This is a genomic window from Ereboglobus luteus, from assembly GCF_003096195.1.
Lineage (GTDB): Bacteria > Verrucomicrobiota > Verrucomicrobiia > Opitutales > Opitutaceae > Ereboglobus > Ereboglobus luteus.
On the sequence record NZ_CP023004.1, the window covers coordinates 1,612,518 to 1,634,475 of the forward strand.

Here is a 21,958-nt window from a genome sequence, read left to right on the forward strand (position 1 = left end):
TGTGTGATGAAAGGGCGGGGCGGGGGAGCGCGTCAGGCGCCCATGGTTTTGTAGCGCGGGTTTTCGAGGTCGATTTTCGGGTGCATGAAGTCGGCGATTTCCGGGTTGTCGGTGTGCTGGAGTCCGTCGGGCGTGGTGAGCGAGAGGAGTTCGCCGCGCATGAGGATCGCAACGCGGCTCGATATGGTGAGCGCGAGTTCGCGGTCGTGCGAAACGACGATGCTTGTGACTTGATACTGCTCCTTGAGCGTGGCGATGATTTCGCTGATGGTGGCACTCATCACCGGGTCGAGCTCGGAGGTGGGCTCGTCGTAGAGGAGGAGTTGCGGCTCCATGACGAGGGCGCGGGCGATGGCGACGCGTTTTTTCATGCCGCCGGAGAGTTCGGCGGGGGATTTGTTGACGGCGTTTTCGAGCGAGAGGATTTTGAGGGCGCGCATGACGCGGTCGCGGATTTGCGCGTGCGTGCCGATGCGGTGCTCGAGCGGGTAGAGGGCGAGGTTGTCGTAAACGGAGAGCGAGTTGAAGAGCGCGCCGGCCTGGAAGACGAGCGCGATGGCGAAGCGGTCGCGCGTGTCGGGGTCGTGGGGGTCGTGACCGTTGATGCGGATGGTGCCGGAGGTGGGTTGCTCGAGTCCGGCGATCTGGCGCAGGAGCACGCTTTTGCCGGAGCCGGAGGGACCCATGATGGTGAAGATTTCGCCGGGCTCGACTTTTAGCGAGATGTCGGTGAGCACGGTTTGCGGGCCGTATTTTTTGAAGACGTTGGAGACTTCGACGCCCACGGGCGCTCGCGCCTGGCCGATGCTCGCGGGCTGGTGCGGCTCGGATTGGAAGCGTTCCTTTTGAATTTCTTTTTTCATCGTGCGGATGCGTGGTTGTCAGGAGCCGCCGAGGGCCTTGGTGATAAAGTAGTCGAGGCCGAGGATCGCGATGAGCGAATAGACGACCGAGTTGGTGACGGCGAAGCCGATTTCGCGCGGGCCGCCCTTGGTGCGCAGACCGGTGTTGCACGCGATGAGGATGATGACGAAGCCGAAAATCTCGGCCTTGAGGAGGCTGTCGACCATCTTTTGCGTGGTGAGAAAGGCGCTCACGCTTTGGAAATATTCCGCGGGTTCGACGCCGATCACGCCGACGTATTTGCAGACGACCGCGCCGCCAATCCAGCCGATGACGATGCCGACCATCGTGAGTATCGGCATGTAGGAGAGGACGGCGAGCAGGCGCGGCAGCACGAGGAATCGCTCAGGCGGAATGTTCATGGTCACGAGCGCGTCCACTTCCTGGTAAACGCGCATCGAGGCGAGCTCGGCGGTGGTGGCGGATGCGACGCGGCCGGCGACGAGGATGGCGACAAACACGGGCCCGAGTTCGCGCACGAGCGCCTCGCCGACGAGCGTGCCGATGAGTTGTTTCGCGCCGAAGTCCTGCAAGGTGAGGCCGGCCTGGAGCGCGAGCACCGCGCCGATGAAGAAGCTGAGGATCGACACGATGGGCAGCGACGCGTAGCCGCCTTGAAGCACGTGCTCGAAGGTGCGTTTGAGGATGCGCGGCGCTTGCGGCAGCATTCGAAAGGCGCGCAGCGCCATGATAACGGCGCCGCCGAGCCAGTCGAAAATTGTGATGATGCGGTTCATTGGAAATGCGGAGTTCGGAATGCGGAGTGCGGAATTGTGCTTAGCGGCGGGTGCGGACCTTGGGGTAGGTTTCCATCGGGGGCGTGGTGGAAACGCGCGCGGGTTTTGCGGGCGCGACGGCGGCGGGGTTGGCGGCCTCGGCGAGCTGTCGCTGGAGACTCTTGAAGCGGAAGGCGAAGGGGCGCCAGCCGATGCCGGGTGTTTTTAGCGCGCCGACAACGCCGCGGAAGAGCGCGCGGCGTTTGTGCTCGCCCACGCGCTCGCCGCTGTAAATCGGGCCGACGTGAAACTCGCGCAGGCCGGGTTCGCGGCGGTGTGTGATGAAGTTCCAGAGGAAACCGTGACGCGTGCGGCCGGGCGCCTCCTGCTCGTAACGGTAGAGCGCGAAGAACGGCGTGTAGATCAGGCGCGTGGCTTCGTTATTCGGGAGGAAAACCTCGAAGGGGCTGAGCGTTTGGAATTGTTTGCGGCCGCGTCCGTCGGTCCAGTAGGTGTAGAACGGCCAGAGGGAAACTTTGCGCGCGGGCTTGATGGCGTCGATGGCTACTTTTTGCTCGGGCGTGGCGCCGGGCGGGACGAGCGGTTTTTGCGCGACGCTGTGATAGAGGAAATAGAAGAAGCGTTTTCTCACGTAGCTGTTGACCGTGTCGTCATTGCGCTTGTGATTCCAGAGCGGCCACATGACCCAGGTTTTTTCGCGTCCCTTGTGATTCGAATAAGTGTAGAACGGCGCCCAGCGGTTCACGCGATGCTCGGGGCCGCGGCCTTGGACGAAGAGCGGCCAGAGGTATCGGTTTTCTGAATACACATAGGGCTCGACGCGGCGCGAGCGGCCCCAGAAAAGCATGTAACTGTCGGAGCGAAAACCGGGCGCGGTTTCGCGATAATAAAATGGAAACACGGCGAGGGCGCGCGCGGGATCGGCGGCGGGATTGTCGCGATTCCAAGTGGTGTTGTTAAAATAAAACGGCCAGAGGACGAAGGTGTTTTTGTAGAGGGGCGCGCCGGTTTCGATGTCGTTTTTTGTGTCGCGCCCGAAGAGCGGCCACACTTTCACGCCGTCCGCGCCGCCGCCCGTGGTGCGGCGAAAGATGGGCCAGAGAACGGCGCGCGACGTGGTGCCGTTGCGCTCGGACCAGCCGTAGATCGGAAACAAAAACCAGCCGAGACGATCCTGCAAAAGTCGTCCGCTGACATTGCCGTAAATCGGAAAAACGGCGCGATAGCTGGTCGCCGGATCGCCGGTGTTGTTGGAAAAATAAAACGGCCAGAGGTTGAATTGGTTATCGGCATTGTGCTCGGGCGACGGGCGCGTGGCGGGGCCGTGCTCGTGGTTGATGAGATTAAAAATGTCCCAGCGATAGCCGTCGTTTTTCACGGCGCGCCAACTGAAGAGCGGGTAGAGAATGTGGAAATGGGTGCGGCGTCCGGAGGCGTCGCGCTTCTCGACGTAGAATGGCCGGAAGCCTTGGGCGACGACCGCGCCATCGTCAAAGCGAGGCCGCGCGACGAGCGGCTGGCGAAAAATCAGCGGCCCGATCGCATTCCACGAGGCGGCGGGAGCATTCGCGTCGGAAAGCGGATTGTTTGGCTCGGCGCGCCCAACCCAGAACGGCGCGAAGTTGTTTTCCGCGCCGAAAACAAAAGATTGGGACGCGGCGGGCGGTGGCGAAGTATCCGCCCGAGCCGTGGTTGCCGTCTGTCCGGGCGCGCGAATGCCCAGTCCCGCGAGGACTGCAAAAAAAACGAGGGCGGTTGCGCGCCGAGGCTGCATATTGGTGATGGTGCGGATGCGGAAAGTAGGCTTCAGAAGGTCGGACAGAAAACGAATAAACTGTAACACGACGCGCCGGGCAAATGTTATTAAACCGCGACAGGCGGTCAAAATCCCAGTCAGACGGTCGGGGATTCGCCGGGTTCCAAAAGTTTTGGGGATTTGTTCGCGGGCTTGCCGGCGGCACACAGTTTCCCGATGTGCGGAAATGCGATAAGCGGTTTGGGTCGTTTCGGCTTGGCCGGCGGTTTCGCCCCACAAAAAACCACGGAGCGGTTGGGCTCCGTGGTCTGGTGAAAACAGGATTATGCGCGGTTGCCCGCTTACATTGCGATCTGCGGGCGGTTTGCCTTCGGCCAGTCGATGTGGAAGAACTTGCCGCGCTTCTGGTCAACACGCTCGTAGGTGTGCGCGCCGAAATAATCGCGCTGGCCCTGGAGCAGGTTGGCCGGGGTGCGCTCGGCGCGGTAGCCGTCGTAGTAGGCGAGCGCGGAGCTGAAGGTTGGCACGCTGATGCCGTTTTGCACGGCGAGCGCGACGACTTTGCGCCAGTTGTCCTGCGCCTTCTGGATCGTCTTGTTGAAATACGGGTCGAGGAGCAGGTTCGCGAGTTTCGGGTTTCCGCGGAACGCCTCGGTGATCTTTTGCAGGAACGCGGCGCGGATGATGCAGCCGCCGCGCCAGATTTGCGCGATCTGGCCGAAGTTGAGTTTCCAGCCATACTCTTTTTGCGCCTCGCGCATGAGCTGGAAGCCTTGCGCGTAGGAGCAGATTTTCGAGCAGTAGAGCGCGTCGTGGATGGCTTCGAGAAGGGCTTTTTTCGAGCCGGTGTATTTTTTCGCCTTCGGGCCCTTGAGGATTTTCGAGGCGGCGACACGCTCGTCCTTCACCGCGGAGAGGCAGCGCGCGAAGACGGACTCGGCGATCGTCGGCGCGGGCACGCCCATGTCGAGCGCGTTGACCGAGGTCCATTTGCCGGTGCCTTTCTGGCCCGCCGTGTCGAGGATGATGTCAACGAGGGGTTTTTTCGTGACGGGGTCCTTTTGCTTGAGGATGTCGGCGGTGATTTCGATGAGGAAGCTGTCGAGCGCGCCCTTGTTCCATTGCGAAAAGACTTCGCCCATTTCGGGGGCTTTCATGCCGAGCACGCCTTTCATGATGGCGTAGGCCTCGCAGATCATCTGCATGTCGCCGTATTCGATTCCGTTGTGGACCATCTTCACGTAATGGCCGGCGCCGTTTTCGCCGATGTAGGTGGCGCAGGGCACGCCGCCCTTGACGGGTTTGCCGGCGGTGGCGCCGAGGAGGGGTTTGCCGGTTTTTTTGTCAACCTTGGCGGCGATTGCGTTCCAGATTTTTTCGAGCTCCTTGTAGGCGGCCTTGTCGCCGCCGGGCATGAGGGCGGGGCCGAAACGCGCGCCTTCCTCGCCGCCGGAGACGCCGGAGCCGATGAAGCGCAGGCCTTTTTCCTTGAGCGCCTTTTCGCGGCGGATGGTGTCGGTCCAGAGGGCGTTGCCGCCGTCGATGACGATGTCGCCCTGGTCGAGGAGCGGCACGAGGCCGTCGATCACCGCGTCGGTGCCCTTGCCGGCCTGCACGAGGATGATCATCTTGCGCGGCTTGGCGAGGGACTTGACGAAGTCCTTGAGCGTTTTTGTGCCGACGATGCCGCCGGGCGTGGCGGGATTTTCGGCGACAAACTTGTCCACCTTTTCGGTGGTGCGGTTGTAAACCGAAATCTGGAAGCCGTGGTCGGCTATGTTGAGGGCGAGGTTTTGACCCATGACGGCGAGGCCGATGAGTCCGATGTCCGAGTATTCTTTAGGCATAAATGAAAAAAGTGAACAGGTGTGCGAATATTTATGATTTTATGGGAAAACTGAATCTTAAAATAGCGCAACTTTCGTTTTTTTGCCGGGGCGGTTTTTTGATTTTTTAACAATTACTTTCCCGACGGAGCGGGTGCGGCGGGTTGGGCCTGCGGAAAAAAACGCGCCACAAAATCCACAATCGGTGTCATGAACGCCGGCTCATTTCTTTGGCGCACCCATTTGTAGCCGATCACGCCCAGAATGAACAAAACCAACAGCAGCGTGACGATCTGCCCGAGGCGCGCCGCTTTTTTGACCACCGTGAACAACAGGAACAGCACGCCCGCCGCGATGAGTGTTTTTACCCAAAAATCCACCGGCATTTCCATGAAGGTTTGGAAAACATGTTTGACGGTTTCGGACATGGTTTGTGCAAAATTGAAACGTGCGCGAAGTGAAAGCCCGCATACATTGCGCAAAGGGTCCGTTGAAACAAGACATTGCGAACAGAAAACCTCCGCGCCATCTTCCCCGTCATGAGCACCAACCCGGCCGCCGCGCGCCGCACGCAGCACAAAAAACCCAGCTTCCCCATCGGCGAGGAGTTGCGCCGATACCTCAAGCGTTACCGCCGCGAGCGCGAGTTGCCCGTCACCTACGAGCGCCTCCGCCGCTTCACCGAGTGCGCGCCCTACACCGACCCCGAGGGCAACATGACGCTCTGGGAAACCGTCGTTTACGACCACATGGAAATGGAGTCCATCCACGAGGGGCTGAAACACATTTACGCGCTCCTGCGCACCGACGGCGACATGTCCGTCATGCAGCATCTTTACGTGGACCGCATCGACTTTTGCGCGTTCGGCAACTCCGCGCCCTTCCGCGTGCGAATCGTCAACGCCTACAACGACAACCCCGACCACTTCTACGTCAAGAAGGGCGACGCCTCGCGCGTTTACGGCCTCGAGCTCGAGCATCTCCTGTCACCCAACCGCATGCACTTCATGACATGCGGCAACACGCTCGTCGAGGAGCACGTCGCGGGCATTCCGGGCGACATCTTTGTCGAACGCTGGCTCGACCAGCGCTCCGAAATCAAGCCCATCCGCCTCGCCAAGGAACTCGTCAAGTTCAACGAACGCTGCTTCGTGCGCCTTCTCGGCGACATGCGCAGTTATAATTTTGTCGTTGTCATCACACCCGATTTTGAGGGCGCGCAAATCCGCATCCGCGCGATGGATTTCGACCAGCAATCCTACGAGGGCCGCATGAACCTCTACCGTCCGCAGTTCTTCAAGGAAAACCAGTCGCTCGCGCTCTACTGCATGAAGCACCTCAATGTGGCCAGCGCGCGCCAGTATCAACGCGAGGAGCAGGCGCTCATGCTCCAGCGCGCCGACACCGGAGAGGAGCGCCTCAACGCCCTGCTCAGCGCCATGTCGCAAGCCGAAATCGCGCCGCATTCGCACGTCGTCGAACTGCGCGAGGGTTTGGCCGCGCATTACGGCCGCCCGTCCTATTTGCACTGCAACACGATGGGCGAGCTCGTCATCGAAAACCTCACCTCCATCCGCCTCAATGTCGCCGCCCCCATTCCCAGCGAAACCCCGCGCAGCGACGAAGTGGAGTGATGCGGCACGTGGCGCGGACTGCCAAGTCTGCATTCCGGGAATCGTTCGCATCATCGGCGCGGGATACTGGCGAAAAGGAAAGGATTATTATGAAAACTACTGGAAAACGAATTCACGCCAAGCCCGCATTCGATGCGGACGGCTATCAGACCGGCATGAACACGCTGAACAACGAGGCGCTGCCCGCGCTTGATGGCGCGTCGTGGCGTCCGCTTCACGGCGGGGCGAGGCCGGGTGCGGGTCGCAAGCCATCCAAGCGCGAGCCGATCACGCTGCGGCTGCGTCCGGTTGTGGCGCGCAAACTGCGCGCGGCCGCGAAACGTGAAAAAGTTTCGACCTCCGACTTTGCCGAGCGGTGGCTTGTGGACGTGTGAACGGTGTTCGCTTCCTTTGCGATCAAGGGAAAAATCAAAAAACAGCGATCTGTCATCTTCAAAAAAATACTCTTCTCAATCCTTCAATCTTCACGCGACAGCCCGTATAAACTTCCTTGGTATGTTTCCACGTCGAAAAAATTTATCTCTACAAGCTCGTGTCGGAAGCAGTCATGCAGGTCATTTGTTTTCAAGACGTCAAACACAACTTCTCGCAAGTGTAACAAAGCACCGTGTTTTTTTATAAGATCAACTTCCCGCTTCGTAGAATATAAAACATACACACCCGGCACTGAGCCTACGAAAACATATTTTGGTGGGATGTAACCGTCAAATATTTTGATAGACAAGCGATTGATTAGTTCTTTTTTACATGCCCTTATTAATCTATTTAGTAAGTGAGCTCCGAGGTTGTATATGAAAACATACATGTTTGGAGAAAAGTATTTTTCGTTGATGCCGTTGCGAACGCAACAGCGTGTCCATAATGATTGAATCTCCGCTGTTAAAGGGAAGGATCCATTCCAATTGCTATCATGTTCACTTACGGACAGCGATACGAATGCCTCATGTGTGGAAACATAAAGTTTAAGACAGGGCTCGCATTGCCCTGATGTCTTACTGACGGCCCGAGAGTCGGTTTGCGCGACACTTGACACATATTTCACAAAAACCCCAAGACTTTTCAGTGAATCAATAAACTCATCAAAAATAATATGTTGGCTTACCCTCGTTTTAACTAAAACTTCGAGTTCCTCGTATATAAAAAAATTCTTGCTGAATATACCGGGCATATATTTTTTAATATTAAAGATGTGCTAACCACAACTGGCGATATTAAATTGTATAAAAATAAAACCCAAGGAGATCGGTGTTGATTCTCCACATTACACCTTACAAAACATCATACAGCGGCGGCTTGCTCGACTTGGTTTCTGGCGTTTTGGAGCATGAAGTGGAGGCGGTTCATCATGTTGGCCTCGCTGGCGCCGCTGTCCAAATCCAGGAAGAGGAGGCTCATGTCGGGATAGAGGTCGCGAATTCGTTTTTCTATTCCTTTTGACACGAGGTGGTTCGCTATGCAGCCGAAGGGTTGCAGGCTCACGGCGTTCATCACGCCGCGCTCGGCGAAGCCCGCAAGCTCCGCGGGGATCAGCCAGCCTTCGCCGTATTGCGAGGCGATGTTGAGCACGCGCGAGGCCGACTTGGCCTGCTCGTAGGGGTTGTGCGAGGGGTGGAAATACGCGAAGGACGAGGCGGCGCGGTCGAACTTTTTCTCGACGCGGCGGATGAGCGCGAAGGCCGCCGTGTCCAAAAACGGGATGCGCGGCTTGTGCTTGAGGTGCTGCTCAATGTTGGTGCGGTGATTCGGGAATTCCTGGAGGAAGAACGTGGCGACGGAGGGCACCACCGCCTCGGCGCCCTGGTCGATGAGCCATTGGACGACGTTTTTGTTTCCGATGGAATTATACTTCACGTAGATCTCGCCGACGATGCCGATGCGGGGGACGCGGCGGTCGTGGTCGCAGATGGCGTTGAAGTCGGCGGCGGCCTCGGCGAGGAGGCGGTAGAGCGCCTTGGTGTCGCGCACCGCCACGCGGGCGATGGCGGCCTGGATGTATTCGTCGCGGAGGCGCGCGGCGGAGCCGGGTTCGCGTTCGCGGGGCACGGAGGCGTAATACATCTGCGAGATGCGGTCGGCGTAGAAGACCGAGCCGATGATTTCGCTGAGGTTGCCGAGGAGCTTGAGCTTGAAACCGGGCTGGGTGTTCGAGACCGCGCCGCTCGATGTGCCGAGCGAGACAACGGGGATGTTGCCGTGGCCGGTGGCGATCATCGCTTTTTTGATGAGGGCGATGTAGTTTGACGCGCGGCATTGTCCGCCGGTCTGGCTGATGCCGATGGCGATTTCGTCGGGTTTGTATTTGCCGCTGTTGAGCGCGCGGACGATGTCGCCGACGACGAGCGTGGCCGGGTAGCAGACTTCGTTGTTGGCGTATTTGAGGCCGAAGTCGATCGAGGCGGCGTCGCTCGGCGGCATGACTTCGCATTTGTATCCCATGTGCCCGAGGAGCATCGGGATGAAGGGCGAATAGACTTCCGAGAAAAACGGCAGGAGGATCGTGCGATGCCGGTCGGCCTCGGTGAAGATGGGCGTGGTGAGGGGCGTCGTAGCCGTTGCGGCGGAGTTTGAGGTTGTGGAGGCGGGGGCGAGCGATATGCGGTTTTTCTCGCTTGGCTGGACGCGGACGAACGTGCTGGCCGAGTCACTGTTTGTTTCGTCACACGCTCCGTTGCATTCGCAGGGTTCGGCGCGACCGCGGTAGGCGAGGCTTTCGACCAGCGAGCGGATGCGCAGGCGGAGCGAGCCGAGGTTGCTGATGTCGTCGATTTTTAGAATGGTGTGGCTCTTGCCGTTGCGGCGAAGGATGTCGCCCGCCTCGTCGATGATGAACGCGTCGGGGCCGCAGCCGAAGGAGGTGAGTTGCACGAAGTGCACGTTCGAGGGCGCCTCGGCGACCCAGCGAGCGGATTTGAGGATGCGGTTGGTGTAGGCCCATTGGCGGACACTTCCGGGGCCGCCGGCGTCGGTGTCGTCGTCGAGGCGCACAAGGTCTTCGCTGATCACATCGACGCCGAAGCCGGCGATCATGTCGGCGACTTTGTGCTGGATGAGCGGGTCGGCATGGTAGGGGCGTCCGGCGAGGAGGATGGTGATGCGGTTTTCGGCGGCGGCGCGCGCGGCGATGGCGCGGGCTTTTTCGGCGAGGGTGCGGAAGTGTTCGGTTTGCGCGGCGAGCGCGGCGGCGAAGGCGCGCTCGAAGACGCGCGGGGCGACGCCGAGCGTTTTTGTCATGTATTCGCGGCAGGCGCGTTCGAGGAGTTTGCGGTCGCGGAAGCTGAGCGTGGGCGCGTCGAGCGGGATGCCGTGCTTGCCCTCGGGGTTGATGGCGCTGCGGATGACGTCGGAGTAGCCGGTGACGATGGGGCAGTTGTAGGTGTTGACGGCGTTCTTGTCCTCCTGCTCCTCGTAAACGACGAAGGGCATGAGGATGCGGTCAACTTTGCGCTCGATGAGGTCGTAGATGTGTCCGTGGACGAGTTTCGCGGGGAAACAGATGTTGTCCGACATGACGGTGTGCACGCCTTTGCCGTAGAGGTCGAAGGTGGAGCGCGAGGAGAGCGTGACTTTCATTCCGGCGTGCGTGAGGAGCGCGTGCCAGAAGGGATAGTTTTCGTAATAATTGAGCGCGCGGGGAATGCCGATGGTGATCGGCGCGCCGCTGCTGTTTTTTGGGATTTGGGATTTGGGATTTGGGATTTCCGACGAAGTCGGCGCGGTGCGTCCGAAGAGTTTGCTGTATTTGAAGGAGTAGATGCTTTCGCCTTTGCGGGTGTCGGCTCCGCGGTTGGTGAAGATTTTTTCGCACTTGTTGCCCGAGAAAAATGTGTTCGCGTTTGCGAAGGTGTATTTGCGGACAACGCATTTGTTTTCACAACCGGGGCAGGTGCTTTCCTCGGTGGTGGATGTGGCGGGATGGGCTAAAGAAGAGAGAAGAGTGAAGGGTGAAGGGTGAAAATCCGATCCTTTGGAATTTGGAACTTGGGATTTGGGATTTGCGCGCGAAGCGTGTATGGCGGCTCCGTAGGCGCCCATGAGTTCGGGCATGTCGGCGAAGGCGACGTCGCGGCCTGTCAGGTGCTCGAGCGCGCGGACGACGGCGTGGTTTCGCATGGTGCCGCCCTGGACGACAATGTGCGCGCCGAGGTCGTCCACGTTTTTTAATTTGAGAACTTTGTAGAGGCAGTTTTTGACGACGGAGTAGGCGATGCCCGCGGCGATGTCGGGCAGCGTGGAGCCTTCGCGGAGCGATTGCTTGACCTTCGAGTTCATGAACACCGTGCAGCGCGTGCCGAGGTCGCAGGGATACTCGGCGGTGCAGGCGGAGGTGGCGAATTGCGCGGCGGTCTGGCCGAGGGTGTTGGCGAAACTTTCAATGAAGGAGCCGCAGCCGGAGGAGCAGGCTTCGTTGATGTCGAGGCGGACGATGGAGCTGTTCTCGATGAACGTGGCCTTCATGTCCTGCCCGCCGATGTCGAGGATGAAGGTGACTTCGGGGTTGAGTTTGTGCGCGGCGAGGTAGTGCGCGATGGTCTCGACGAGGCCGCTGTCGAAATTGAAAGCGGCCTTGATGAGGTCTTCGCCGTAACCGGTGACGGCGGCGCGGGCCAGGCGGAGCGAGGCGCGTCCGGCGGCGATGGCGGCGTCGTTGAGCCCGGCGAGCCCCTTGGCGACGACGGCGAGCGGATCGCCGGCGTTTTTCTCGTAGAAGGTGTAGAGGACATTTTCGCGCGCGTCGGTGGCGACGATTTTTGTCGTCGTGGAACCGGAGTCGATGCCGAGGTAGATTTCTCCGTCCTCGGGCAGGTCGGCGAAGTTTGCGCGCGGGAGCGCGTAGCGTTGCTTTTCGATTTTCCAGGCTTCGTGCCCGGCGGTGCTGTCGAAGAGCACGCGGAGCGGCTGGCCGTTGAGGAGCGGGCGGCCGGAGCGCGTGGTGTTGGCGAAGCGCGCGAGGAGTTCGTCGATAGTGATTGCGAGGCGCGGGGTGTCGGTCGCGAGCGCGCAACCGAGCGCGGGGATGAGCGCGGCGGCATCGGGCACGACGCAATCGTCGTCGGTGAGGCCCATGACCTTGAGACACGCCTTGCGCAGCTCGGGGATGAACGCGAGCGGGCCGCCGCACAGGAGCGTGAGCGGCGCGATTTCGCGTCCACGGGCGAGCGAGGTGACGAGTTGCAGCGCGACGGCGTGAAACACGGACGCGGCGATGTCGGCCTTGGAGACGTTGCGAGCGAGAAGATTCTGGATGTCGGTCTTGGCAAACACGCCGCAGCGCGAGGCGATGGGATGCAGGGCGGTTGAGTTTTTGGCGAGTTCGTTGAGCTCCGAAACCTCGCAGCCGAGGAGCGTGGCCACCTGGTCGATGAACGCGCCGGTGCCGCCGGCGCAGGAACCGTTCATGCGGATGTCGGGCGCGCGGCCGGGCGAGAAGAAAATCATCTTCGCGTCCTCGCCGCCGATGTCGACGAGCGTGCGGATGTCGGGATAACGGCGCTGGGCGACCTCGCCCGCGGCGACGACCTCCTGGATGAACGGGATGCGGTAGGTTTCCGAGAGGCCCATGCCCGCCGAGCCGGTGACGGTGAGCGAGACGGGCGCGTTGCCGATGCGCGTGTCGCGCGCCTGCGCGAAGGCCGCCCGCAACGCGGCGGGCACGTCGGCGTTGTGCCGGCGGTAATCGGTGAAGAGGATTTCGCCCGCGGAATCGGTGATGACGATTTTAAGCGTGGTCGAGCCGACGTCGAGGCCGGCGAAAAGCGATGGGGATGGTTTGTCTGCGGGTGCAACTGTGTTAGCCGTGCTCATGGCTTGGATACAGATGTGGTTGTTTTGGGGATTAGGCGGCGGCGCGGGCGACCTTGCGTCCGGAAACTCCGGCCTTTGTTTTTTTGCGCGCGGGTTTGCTTTTTGCGGAGGAAGACGCCGGTGCGGATGCGACCGCGGCGCGCTTCATCGACGCAAACAGGGTTTGCATCATTGAAACGATGTAGGGCTTGCGCTCCATCATGAACGCGCGGAAGGCGTCGGGGTTGTTGTCGAAGAAAACCTCGTCGAGCGCGGGCTTGGCGAGGAAGGGGAAAATGAGCATTCCGTAGAGGCTCGTGAAAATGTGCGCGAGCGCGACGTCGGTGTCGCCCTCGATGCAGAGCTCCTTGCCGATTTGGGCCTTGAGGCGCGAGATTTCGCCGAACTCGCCGCGCTTGTCGCGGAAGAGCTGCACGAGCACGCGCGGGTCGCGCTGGATTTCCATCACCATGAAATGCGGCAGGAGCGGGTCCTCGAGCAGGAGCGCGAGGTAGCCGTCCACGAGCAGGCCGGCTTTATCGATAAGCGGGATGTCGAGCTCGATGAGCATGGCGACCTTGGGGATGAACTCGCCGACGGCGCTGTCGAGGATGGCGCGGAAAAGGGTGTCCTTGTTGCGGTAGTAATAGTGCAGGAGCGTGCGCGAGATTTTCGCCTCGGCGGCGATATCCTGCATGGTGGTGGCGCCGAGTCCCTTGCGGAGAAAAACGGTCTTTGCGGCGTGAAGTATGGTCTGTTCGGTCATCCGGTGCTTTTGTAAAGAGGTGGCGAAGGAGACGCATTTTGACAGATGTGTCAAACACGTTTGTCAAACAAATCTTGCAGGCAAAAAACGCGCCTTTTGGCTCACTTTTCGGGCTTATTGCCCTTGAGGACGAACCGCCACGGCTTGGCCGACCAGACGGGACCGGCGTAGTCGATGCCGATGCGCGGAGTGATGAGTATTTGTTTTTTGGGCACGCCCGGCGCGTCCTCGATCCAGAGGCCGCCGGCGGGATCGCAGGCGCTGGCACCGTTGAGCGCGCGGTTGATTTTGAGCGCCTTGGTCAGGCGCCCGGGGCCGGTGACTCCGCCCGCGGCGCGGATGAGAATTGCGCTCGGAAAATCTTCGGGGCCGGTCACGAGGTTGAGCATTTCGTGCACGCCGTAGCAGAGATAAACATACCAGACGCCGCCGGCGCGATACATGACATCGGTGCGCGCGGTGCGGCCTTTCGATGCGTGGCAGGCGAGGTCGGTTTCGCCGTGGTAGGCCTCGGTCTCGGTGATGATGGCGCGTTGAGTTTCGCCGCCGGGCAGGCGACGGGCGAGTGTTTTGCCAATGAGGCGGCGGGCTAGGGCGACGGTGTTTTTGCAACGCAATGCCTCGGGAGACATCACGTTGCCTGTCCGGTTTGGTTTCGCTTTGATTAATTTGCCCATGCGCGTTCAGTCCACTGATTCAGTCACATTTTTGCGTCAACGCATCCTTCATGTCAAAACGCGCCCGTGTTTCAACACCGACGCGATGCCCGGGCTTGGCTTCCTCGTGAAGCATGTCTTGTATTGCCCGCAAAAATCGGCGTCGCGCCGCGCAATAATTCCCAATGATCATCACGCTTACCGGAAACCTCCTTGCTGAACGCACTTTTGAATTTGCCTCGTGGCAACCGGGCGGAACGCAGCGTGCCACGGCGGAGTCGTTTCAGGTCGGAGGGAAGGGCATCAATGTCTCGAAAATGCTCGCGAACCTCGGCGCGCCCACGCTCGCAGTCTGTTTCGCCGGAGGCGAAACGGGCGATGAATGTCTGTGCTGGCTGGAGGCGCGCGGCCTTCCGCATCATGCGTTTCGCGCGGGCGCTCCGACGCGCAGCGGCACGGTGGTGCGCGCGCCCGATCGCGCCGAGACGACTTTTCTCGGCGTCGATGTCGAACCCGGCGAGGCCGCGTTTTCCGAATGCGCCGCGTGGCTCGACGCGCAACCGCCCTCGCACTCGCTCGCCATTTGCGGCAGTTTTCCCGGTTTGCTCGCGCCCGCGGGCGCGCTTTTGCGCGAGGCGATTGTCCGGCGCGTTGCGCACGGCAATGTCTTTGTCGATACCTACGGCCTGCCGCTCGCGTGGCTCGTCAATGAGCCGGTCGCGCTCGTGAAAATCAATCGCAACGAATTCGACCAGCTATGCGCCTCCGTGAAAAACCCGGAGCTGGCGCGCGCGCTTTCTCCGTCCAACCCGATGCCTGACCGGCTTGCCGCCGCGTGCCGCAACTGGCCCGTTCGCGCCTGGGTGATTACCGACGGACCCGGTCCGGTGTGGCATGCCGGCGCCCCGGCGGACGGGCGCGTCCCCGTCCCCGTTTCGCACCAACCGCCGGCAATCCGCGAAGTTTCGGCGACCGGTTCCGGCGACGTGCTCTTTGCCGTGTTGCTGCATAATCTCAAAAACCGTCATTTTTCACTCGCAGACGCGGTTGCAAACGCCATACCTTACGCCTCGGCCAACGCCTCAACCTCAACCCTTGCAGAGATAAACGAAAAACAGGACTGAACCAACCGCCGACTTTCTGGTCTGACACAAAACCCGGGCAAACTTTAAATTCTCACCAACAACCAACACTCAACCGTTAAAAAACAGCCATGAACAAAGCCGTAATCGCAGCCGTCATCATCATCGCCCTGCTTGTCGGAGGCTACTTTGGTTACCAAAGCCATCAGACAAAAAAGGAGAAAGCACTTATTGAACAACGCATCGCGGACGAACAGGCCGCCCATGAGCGCGCCCTCGCCGAGGCCAAGAAAAACGCGGAAGCCGCCGCCGAGGCCGCCCGTCTCAACGACCTCAAGGCCAAGCAGGAAGCCGAGGCCGCCCAGCGTGAAATCGCCCGCCTGCGCGCCGAACAGGCCGCCGCCGAGGCCGCCCGCCGCAACGCCGAGGAGCAAGTCCGCCTTGCCGCCGCCGAGCGCGCCCGCCTTGCCAAGGAAAAGGAGCAGGCCATCGGTGAAGCCCGCCGCATTGCCGAGCAGCGTGAGAGGGAAGCCGCCGCCGCCGAGGCCGCCCGCAAGGCCACCCTCGAAAAGCTTGCTGCCGCCGAGGCCGCTCAGCGCGCCGCCGCCGACCGCGAGGCCGCCCGTCTCGCCGCGCTTCAGGCGCAGCAGGCCGTCGAGCGCGAACAGGCCCAAACCGTGGTCGCCAAGACCCGGGCCGAATACGAGGATCGCGCCGTTTACAACACCGACTACAAGCGCCGTTCGCACTACAACCTCAGCGTTGAAATGAAAAACGCCGAGGGGGAAGGCCAATAAACCGCAAACGCGACCGGTGTTGAACCCGGCAGGGGCTCAAAAATTGCCCGAAAAGCCGCCGCGCGCCCCGCAAAAAGGGGTTCGGGCGGCTTTTCTGATGTTTTTGGCAAATAATCCTTGCTACCGTTTGCGTCGGGCTTCTTATTCCGACCTTTTATTTTCACATGAAAGCCATTATTAAAACGCAAGGACAGCAGTTCGCCGTGAGCGAAGGCGACATCCTCGTCGTCAACCGCTATCCCAAGACAGAAGCCGGTAACACGGTTGAGATCAAAGAGGTGCTCTCCGTCGGCGAAGGCGATTCTTTCCGCGTTGGCACGCCCCTCATCGAAGGCGCAACCGTCACCGCCAAAATCCTTGAAAACAAGCGCGGCGATAAAATCGTCGTCTTCAAGAAAAAGAAACGCAAGGGCATGGAGCGCAAACAAGGCCACCGCCAGGAACTCTCCGTGATCAAAATCGAATCAATCAAAGCATAAGGAACAGTCATGGCGCACAAAAAAGGTCAGGGAACATCCTCCAACGGACGCGAGAGCCATTCGAAACGACTCGGCGTGAAGAAATTCGGCGGCGAGTCCGTCATTGCCGGAAACATCATCGTCCGGCAGCGCGGCACCAAGCTCCACGCCGGCCGCAATGTCGGCACCGGTCGCGACTGGACGCTCTTCGCCCTCAAGGACGGCAAGGTCGTTTACGACAAGCCGCACCGCAAGGTCTCCGTCGAATAAGACGCGAACACGAAACGTCTGCGCAACACGCGCAACCCATTTCAAACGCAGCCCTCGGGCTGCGTTTTTTTGTTTTGGCGGGGTCGGCTCGCCGGGCTTGCGGGTAGGGCGGTTTCGCCGTTTCGAGCGATAACGACAGTCCGCCAATTGCCGCGTTTTGTGTTTCCCGCACCCGGCACCCGCGATTCTTGGAGCGCTTGGCGAAACGACTCGACTTCGCGACAATCCTTTCCATTCTCGGGGACAACCCCGCTTCCCCATGCAAATACCCCCGCTTCGTCTGCTTGCGTCCAAATTGTCGCTGCTGTTGTTTGTTTTCTTGCTCGCTCCGTTTGCTCCCGGTGCCGGCGATGACGCCACTCGCATCGAGCAACTTCGCGTCGAGATCGCGCGCCACGACGACCTTTATTACAAAGCTGCGGCGCCGGAAATTTCCGATACCGAATACGACGCGCTCAAACGCGAGCTGAGCGAACTTGAGACTGCCAATCCCGGGCTCGCTTCCAGGCAATCGCCCACGCGCCGTGTCGCAGGCGACGGGCACGACAATTTTTTCAAACGCCGCTCGCACATCGCGCCCATGCTCAGCCTTGAAAACACCTATGATGAGAACGCCGTTCGCGCCTTCGACCGGAAAATCCGCAAGCAGCTCGCGTCCCCGCCCGCCGCGGTCGCCACGCTTCAATATGTCGTCGAACCAAAAATCGACGGCGCGGGCATCAACATCGTTTATGAAAACGGAAAACTAACCCAGGTAATCACGCGCGGCGACGGCGCGGAAGGGGACAACATCGTCGCCAATGTGCGGGCCGCCCGCGCGCTGCCCGAGCAGCTCGTTGACGACGGCAACGGCCTGCCCTCATTCATCGAAATACGCGGCGAAATCCACATGCCGCTCGCCGATTTCAACCGCATCAACGCGCAACGCGCCGCCGAGGGTCGCCCGCTTTATGCCAACGCGCGCAATCTCGCCGCCGGAAGCATGAAGCTGCACGATCCCGCCGAGGTGGCGCGACGCGGTTTGCGTGTTTTTGTCTTTGGCATCGGCGCGTGCGAACCCGGCACCGAGATGCGCAAGCCCATTGCCAGCCAAGGCGAATTGCACGCGCGTTTTCGCGCGTGGGGTTTGCCCGTTATGGAAAAAACATGGGTTGCCGACTCCCCCGAAAAACTGCTCGCGGCAATTAACGAGCTTTCCGCCATGCGTCCGCAACTCGCGTATCTGATCGACGGCGCGGTCATCAAGGTTGACAGCTTTGCGGCGCAAAACCGGCTAGGCTCGGGCTCCACCGCGCCAAATTGGGCGATCGCTTACAAATACTCGCCGCGCAGCGCCGAGACGCGCGTGCGCGCCATCACGCTCCAAGTCGGACGCACCGGCGCGATCACTCCCGTCGCGGAGCTGGAGCCCGTGATGCTCGCGGGCACAAAAATCACGCGCGCCTCTCTCCACAATCCGCGCGAAATGGTGCGCAAGGGCATCGGCGTTGGCGACATTGTGGTGATCGAGAAGGCGGGCGAAATCATCCCCGAGATTGTGCGCGTGAAAACCGAGGCGCGCTCGCCGGAGAATCCTGTCGCGCCGTTTTCGTTTCCAAAAAATTGCCCCGAATGCGGCACGCCTCTTGTCGGTTCGGGCGACGCCGGTGATGAAATTGCGAACCGCTGTCCCAACACACAGTGCGCCGGGCAGGTGAAGCGCCGCATTGCGCATTTTGCGTCCAAGCAATGCGTCAACATCAGCGGACTTGGCGAGGCGACGATTGGGAAACTTGTGGACGGCGGTCTCGTGCGCGACGCCGCCGACCTTTACGAATTGGAGGCGGCGCAAATCGCAAAAATAATCAGAAGCGAAAAAAACGCCGCGCGTTTGCACGCCTCCATTGCCTCCAGCCGCCGCGCGGATTTGTGGCGAGTGATTGCCGGGCTCGGCATTCCCGACGCGGGCGCGGCAACGGCAAGGGCGCTCGTCAAAAAATACAATTCACTCGCGGCATTCATCGCGGCGGACGAGGCCTCGCTTGTTGCGATTTCCGGCGTCAATAAAAAGTCGGCCGCCAGCATCGCCGCATGGCTTGCCGACCCGGCCAACCGCGCGCTTGTCGAGCGACTCGACAAGCACGGACTCGGTTCGCGCAAACGGTAGGGCGGTTTCGCCGAAACGTGGCGCGGACTGGCACGCCTGCCTCGGGAAAAAATTGCACGATAGACGGAAGGCAGACTTGGCAGTCCGCGCTACGTTACAGCTTGTTTGCCATCCGGTTCTTCCTACGCACTCCGGCTTGGAGCGGTGCCGGCGGCGCGCGCAATCGCATCCGCCATGAACTTTTCTTGCGCGGAAACGAGCGCGGCGTTTGGCGCGTGCGCGACGGGCGTGTAGTTTCCGTTTGAGCGCAACTCGCGCGCGTTTTCGTTGTCGGCCATCTCGGTCGGGAAAAAGCGGCTGGTTATCCATTCGCGAATCGCGGGCGCGTCGATCGGATAAAGCACCTCGACGCGGCGGAAAAAGTTGCGCGGCATCCAGTCGGCGCTGCCTGCGTAGATGAGCGGTGCGGAATCGATGTCGTCGCCGTTGTTGTTCTCGAAATAAAACACGCGGGCGTGCTCGAGGAAGCGGCCCACGATGCTGCGCACGCGGATATTTTCGCTGCGGCCCCGGATGCCGGGCACGAGGCAGCAGATGCCGCGCACGATGAGGTCGATCTTCACGCCCGCGCGCGAGGCGGTGTAGAGATTGTCGATCGTCTCCTGGTCAACGAGCGAGTTCATCTTGGCCATGATGCGCGCGGGGCGGCCGGCGGCGGCGTTGGCCGCCTCCTGGAGAATGAGTTCCTGCATGCGCTCGTGCATTCCGAAGGGCGCGACGATCAACCGGTCAAACGCGGGCGAGCGGCTGAAGCCGGTGAGCGTGTTGAACAGGTTTGCGGCATCCGCGGTGATGGTTTCGCGCGCGGTGAAAAGGCTGAGGTCGGTGTAGAGGCGCGCGGTGTTCGGGTTGTAATTGCCGGTGCCGAGGTGGACGTAGCGGCGGAGCGCGTCGCCCTCGCGCCGGACGACGAGCGAGCATTTGCAATGCGTCTTGTGCCCGACCAGGCCATACACGACGTGCACGCCGGCGTCCTCAAGCTGGCGCGCCCACTGGATGTTGTTGGCCTCGTCAAAGCGCGCCTTGAGCTCGACGAGCGCGGCGACTTGCTTGCCGTTGCGCGAGGCCTCGATGAGCGCGCGCACAATGGGCGAGTCGCCGCTGGTGCGATACAGGGTTTGCTTGATGGCGAACACCTGCGGATCGCGCGCGGCATACGAGACAAAGTCGACGACCGGCGCGAAGCTGTCATACGGATGATGCAGCATCACGTCCTGCTCGCGCAGGATTTCGAAAATGTTTTTGCTGTCGGTGTGATTGGCCCTCGTGTTTCCGGCGGCGGGGATGTCCGGGTTTGCGAGCGCGAGCGGCGAGCAATTCACCGGTGTGAAGGAGGGATACTTGAGCTCGGGCCTGTCGATGGCGGTGAGGCTCATCAGGCGGAAAAGGTTGAGCGGGCCGCGCAGACGGAAAACGTATTCGGGCGCGATTTTCAGGTGCGAGCAAAGGATGCGGTAGATGAAATCGGGCGCGTGGTCCTCGATTTCAAGGCGCACGGCGGCGCCGCGTCGCAGGTTGCGGAGTTGCTCCTCGATGTGTTTGAGCAGGTTGTCCGACTCCTCGTCGTCGATGTAGAGGTCGCTGTTGCGCGTGACGCGAAAGGCGCATGTGTCGCTGATTTCGTAACCGGGAAAAAACGAGGACGCGCACAGCTTGATGATTTCGCTCAGGAAAATGTAATTCTGCGAGTCATCGTCGGCGAGCTTGATGCGCACGAGCCTCGGCAGGATGCGCGGCACGGGAAGGATTGCGATGCGCGGTTCGTTGTCGTCGGGCTCCTCGCCGTTGGATTCCCCGGCGAGCGTGACAAGGACGTTGAGAGTCTTGTTGCCGAGCTGCGGAAATGGATGCGCCTGGTCGATGGCGAGCGGCGTGACAACGGGCAAAACCTGCTCGTAGAAATACGCCTGTATCCACGCGAGCTCGGCGGGGCGTAGGTCGCGCGCGGTTTTTATGACGATGTCGTTTTTTGCGAGCGCGGGGACGAGTTCCCGGCGCCAGCAGCGGTATTGGTCCTCGACGAGCGCGGCCACGAGCGCGTGGATGCGGCGCAACTGCTCCTTCGGCGAAAGGCCGTCGGCCGTCGGCTCGGTGATGCCGGACTCGACTTGCTGGATGAGGCCGGAGACGCGAATCTCAAAAAACTCGTCGAGGTTGGAGCTGACGATGGCGAGAAACTTCACTCGTTCGAGAAGCGGATTTTTCGCGTTGCGCGCCTGGTCGAGCACGCGGCGGTTGAAGGCGAGCCATGAGAGCTCGCGGTTGAAATACGCGCCGCGCCGGGTCGTGCGTTTGCGCCCGGTCGATTTGCGCTTGCGGCGCTTGGACGCGGCGGCGCCCGCGGCGGACTGGCCCGTCGCGCGCGAAGAGTTTTTGCGTTGTGCGTTTGTCTGCATTCCGGCGTCTGGTGAAGTTAAGTGAACTGAGGCGGCAGGTTAGTGATCGCGCGCGCCCAATCCACACAAAACAAACCGCGCGCGCGAATCGTGCGCTGTCGCACAGACATGCAAACGCCGCAAAAGTGCGCATTGTTCATGCGCGGCAAAAAAACACCGCCGACTTGCGGTCGGCGGCGTGGAAAACCAGGCGGATGGATTTAAGAATTTATCTAATTTGCCTTGTTCTTTTTATCCCCCTTCGACGCTTTGCCGCCTTTCTTTTCCTGCTTGGCGACGATCCGATCCTTGATCGCCTCATAGGCATCATTGGTGATGATATTTTTGCTCTTGAGCTGGGTCTTGTTGTTGTAGGGACGGCCTGCGATAATTTTGTTCGCGGTGGCGGCATCGATTCCGGGCAGCGAGGCCAGTTGTTCTGCGGAGGCGCGGTTGATGTCGATTTTAGCGGGCCCCTTGGCCTTTCCGGATTTCTTTTCGGTTTTTGCGGGCGCGGCATTTTGCGCATTGACCACGACCGGCGTGGCAACCAAGGCAAATGCAAAGCAGATCGAGGCGAGCTTGATGAGGAGTTTCATGGTGGGTAATGGGTTGACTGAAGCAATGGCATCAATGCCACAGATATTGTGTGTTTGAAAGAAAATTAAGCGCTGCCCGAAAAGCGGCGTTCCATTTGAAAAAAAATGCCGCTGATGAATTGTGTGAGATATCTGCAACGCGCGCGTGTTTTTTGACAGTGTAGCGCAAAAA

General features: G+C 60.5%; 18 protein-coding genes. 7 read left to right on the plus strand and 11 right to left on the minus strand.

Annotation, left to right across the window (positions count from 1 at the left end; genetic code table 11):
- Window positions 1-32 precede the first annotated feature (32 nt).
- The 5 genes from CKA38_RS05950 to CKA38_RS05970 form a co-directional block, all read right to left on the minus strand.
- Complete coding sequence (locus tag CKA38_RS05950; protein ID WP_108824668.1) at window positions 33-863, minus strand: ABC transporter ATP-binding protein; 831 nt, start codon at window positions 861-863, stop codon at window positions 33-35.
- Between the two features lie 18 nt (window positions 864-881).
- Window positions 882-1,640: an MlaE family ABC transporter permease gene (locus CKA38_RS05955; protein WP_108824669.1), complete on the minus strand. Its 759-nt coding sequence runs from the start codon at window positions 1,638-1,640 to the stop codon at window positions 882-884.
- 40 nt (window positions 1,641-1,680) lie between these two features.
- A complete protein-coding gene (locus CKA38_RS05960) occupies window positions 1,681-3,414 on the minus strand; it encodes a hypothetical protein (protein ID WP_152032698.1) in 1,734 nt (577 codons plus the stop codon).
- Between the two features lie 323 nt (window positions 3,415-3,737).
- Window positions 3,738-5,243 (minus strand): NADP-dependent phosphogluconate dehydrogenase, encoded by a 1,506-nt coding sequence (gene gndA / locus CKA38_RS05965; RefSeq protein WP_108824671.1) that lies wholly within the window; start codon window positions 5,241-5,243, stop codon window positions 3,738-3,740.
- A gap of 113 nt (window positions 5,244-5,356) precedes the next feature.
- Entirely contained in the window at window positions 5,357-5,800 is a 444-nt protein-coding gene (locus CKA38_RS05970; protein ID WP_152032699.1) for a hypothetical protein, read from the minus strand.
- Here CKA38_RS05970 and CKA38_RS05975 point away from each other — a divergent pair.
- Together CKA38_RS05975 and CKA38_RS05980 are read left to right on the plus strand one after the other, a co-directional pair.
- Window positions 5,762-6,856, plus strand: coding sequence for a hypothetical protein (locus tag CKA38_RS05975; RefSeq protein ID WP_108824673.1), 1,095 nt, complete (start codon window positions 5,762-5,764; stop codon window positions 6,854-6,856). The two genes, CKA38_RS05970 and CKA38_RS05975, sit on opposite strands and share 39 nt — an antisense overlap.
- Before the next feature lie 89 nt (window positions 6,857-6,945).
- On the plus strand, window positions 6,946-7,230 hold the full coding sequence (locus tag CKA38_RS05980; RefSeq protein WP_108824674.1) for a hypothetical protein: 285 nt from the start codon (window positions 6,946-6,948) through the stop codon (window positions 7,228-7,230).
- Between the two features lie 83 nt (window positions 7,231-7,313).
- Here the strand turns inward: CKA38_RS05980 and CKA38_RS15690 are convergent, their stop codons facing one another.
- From CKA38_RS15690 to CKA38_RS06000, 4 genes are all read right to left on the minus strand, one after another.
- Window positions 7,314-8,024 (minus strand): hypothetical protein, encoded by a 711-nt coding sequence (locus tag CKA38_RS15690; protein WP_161554765.1) that lies wholly within the window; start codon window positions 8,022-8,024, stop codon window positions 7,314-7,316.
- 110 nt (window positions 8,025-8,134) lie between these two features.
- Window positions 8,135-12,658 carry an acyl-CoA dehydratase activase-related protein gene (locus CKA38_RS05990; RefSeq protein ID WP_108824676.1) on the minus strand — a complete coding sequence of 1,508 codons (4,524 nt, stop codon included), beginning with the start codon at window positions 12,656-12,658 and terminating at the stop codon, window positions 8,135-8,137.
- Window positions 12,659-12,689: 31 nt separating this feature from the next.
- A complete protein-coding gene (locus CKA38_RS05995) occupies window positions 12,690-13,403 on the minus strand; it encodes a TetR/AcrR family transcriptional regulator (protein ID WP_108824677.1) in 714 nt (237 codons plus the stop codon).
- A 101-nt stretch (window positions 13,404-13,504) separates the two neighbouring features.
- A complete protein-coding gene (locus CKA38_RS06000) occupies window positions 13,505-14,080 on the minus strand; it encodes a DNA-3-methyladenine glycosylase (RefSeq protein ID WP_236919183.1) in 576 nt (191 codons plus the stop codon).
- Window positions 14,081-14,244: 164 nt separating this feature from the next.
- On the opposite strand from CKA38_RS06000, the gene CKA38_RS06005 reads away from it, so the two are divergent.
- From CKA38_RS06005 to ligA, 5 genes are all read left to right on the plus strand, one after another.
- Entirely contained in the window at window positions 14,245-15,183 is a 939-nt protein-coding gene (locus tag CKA38_RS06005) for a PfkB family carbohydrate kinase (protein WP_108824678.1), read from the plus strand.
- Between the two features lie 89 nt (window positions 15,184-15,272).
- A complete protein-coding gene (locus tag CKA38_RS15695) occupies window positions 15,273-15,938 on the plus strand; it encodes a chromosome partitioning protein ParA (protein ID WP_108824679.1) in 666 nt (221 codons plus the stop codon).
- A 164-nt stretch (window positions 15,939-16,102) separates the two neighbouring features.
- On the plus strand, window positions 16,103-16,417 hold the full coding sequence (rplU, locus tag CKA38_RS06015; RefSeq protein ID WP_108824680.1) for a 50S ribosomal protein L21: 315 nt from the start codon (window positions 16,103-16,105) through the stop codon (window positions 16,415-16,417).
- A gap of 9 nt (window positions 16,418-16,426) precedes the next feature.
- A complete protein-coding gene (rpmA, locus tag CKA38_RS06020) occupies window positions 16,427-16,666 on the plus strand; it encodes a 50S ribosomal protein L27 (RefSeq protein ID WP_108824681.1) in 240 nt (79 codons plus the stop codon).
- 259 nt (window positions 16,667-16,925) lie between these two features.
- Window positions 16,926-18,812 carry an NAD-dependent DNA ligase LigA gene (gene ligA, locus CKA38_RS06025; protein WP_108824682.1) on the plus strand — a complete coding sequence of 629 codons (1,887 nt, stop codon included), beginning with the start codon at window positions 16,926-16,928 and terminating at the stop codon, window positions 18,810-18,812.
- Window positions 18,813-18,934: 122 nt separating this feature from the next.
- On the opposite strand, the gene ppk1 is transcribed toward ligA, so the two are convergent.
- A complete protein-coding gene (gene ppk1, locus CKA38_RS06030) occupies window positions 18,935-21,208 on the minus strand; it encodes a polyphosphate kinase 1 (protein ID WP_108824683.1) in 2,274 nt (757 codons plus the stop codon).
- A gap of 212 nt (window positions 21,209-21,420) precedes the next feature.
- Window positions 21,421-21,786: a ComEA family DNA-binding protein gene (locus CKA38_RS06035; protein ID WP_108824684.1), complete on the minus strand. Its 366-nt coding sequence runs from the start codon at window positions 21,784-21,786 to the stop codon at window positions 21,421-21,423.
- Window positions 21,787-21,958 lie beyond the last annotated feature (172 nt).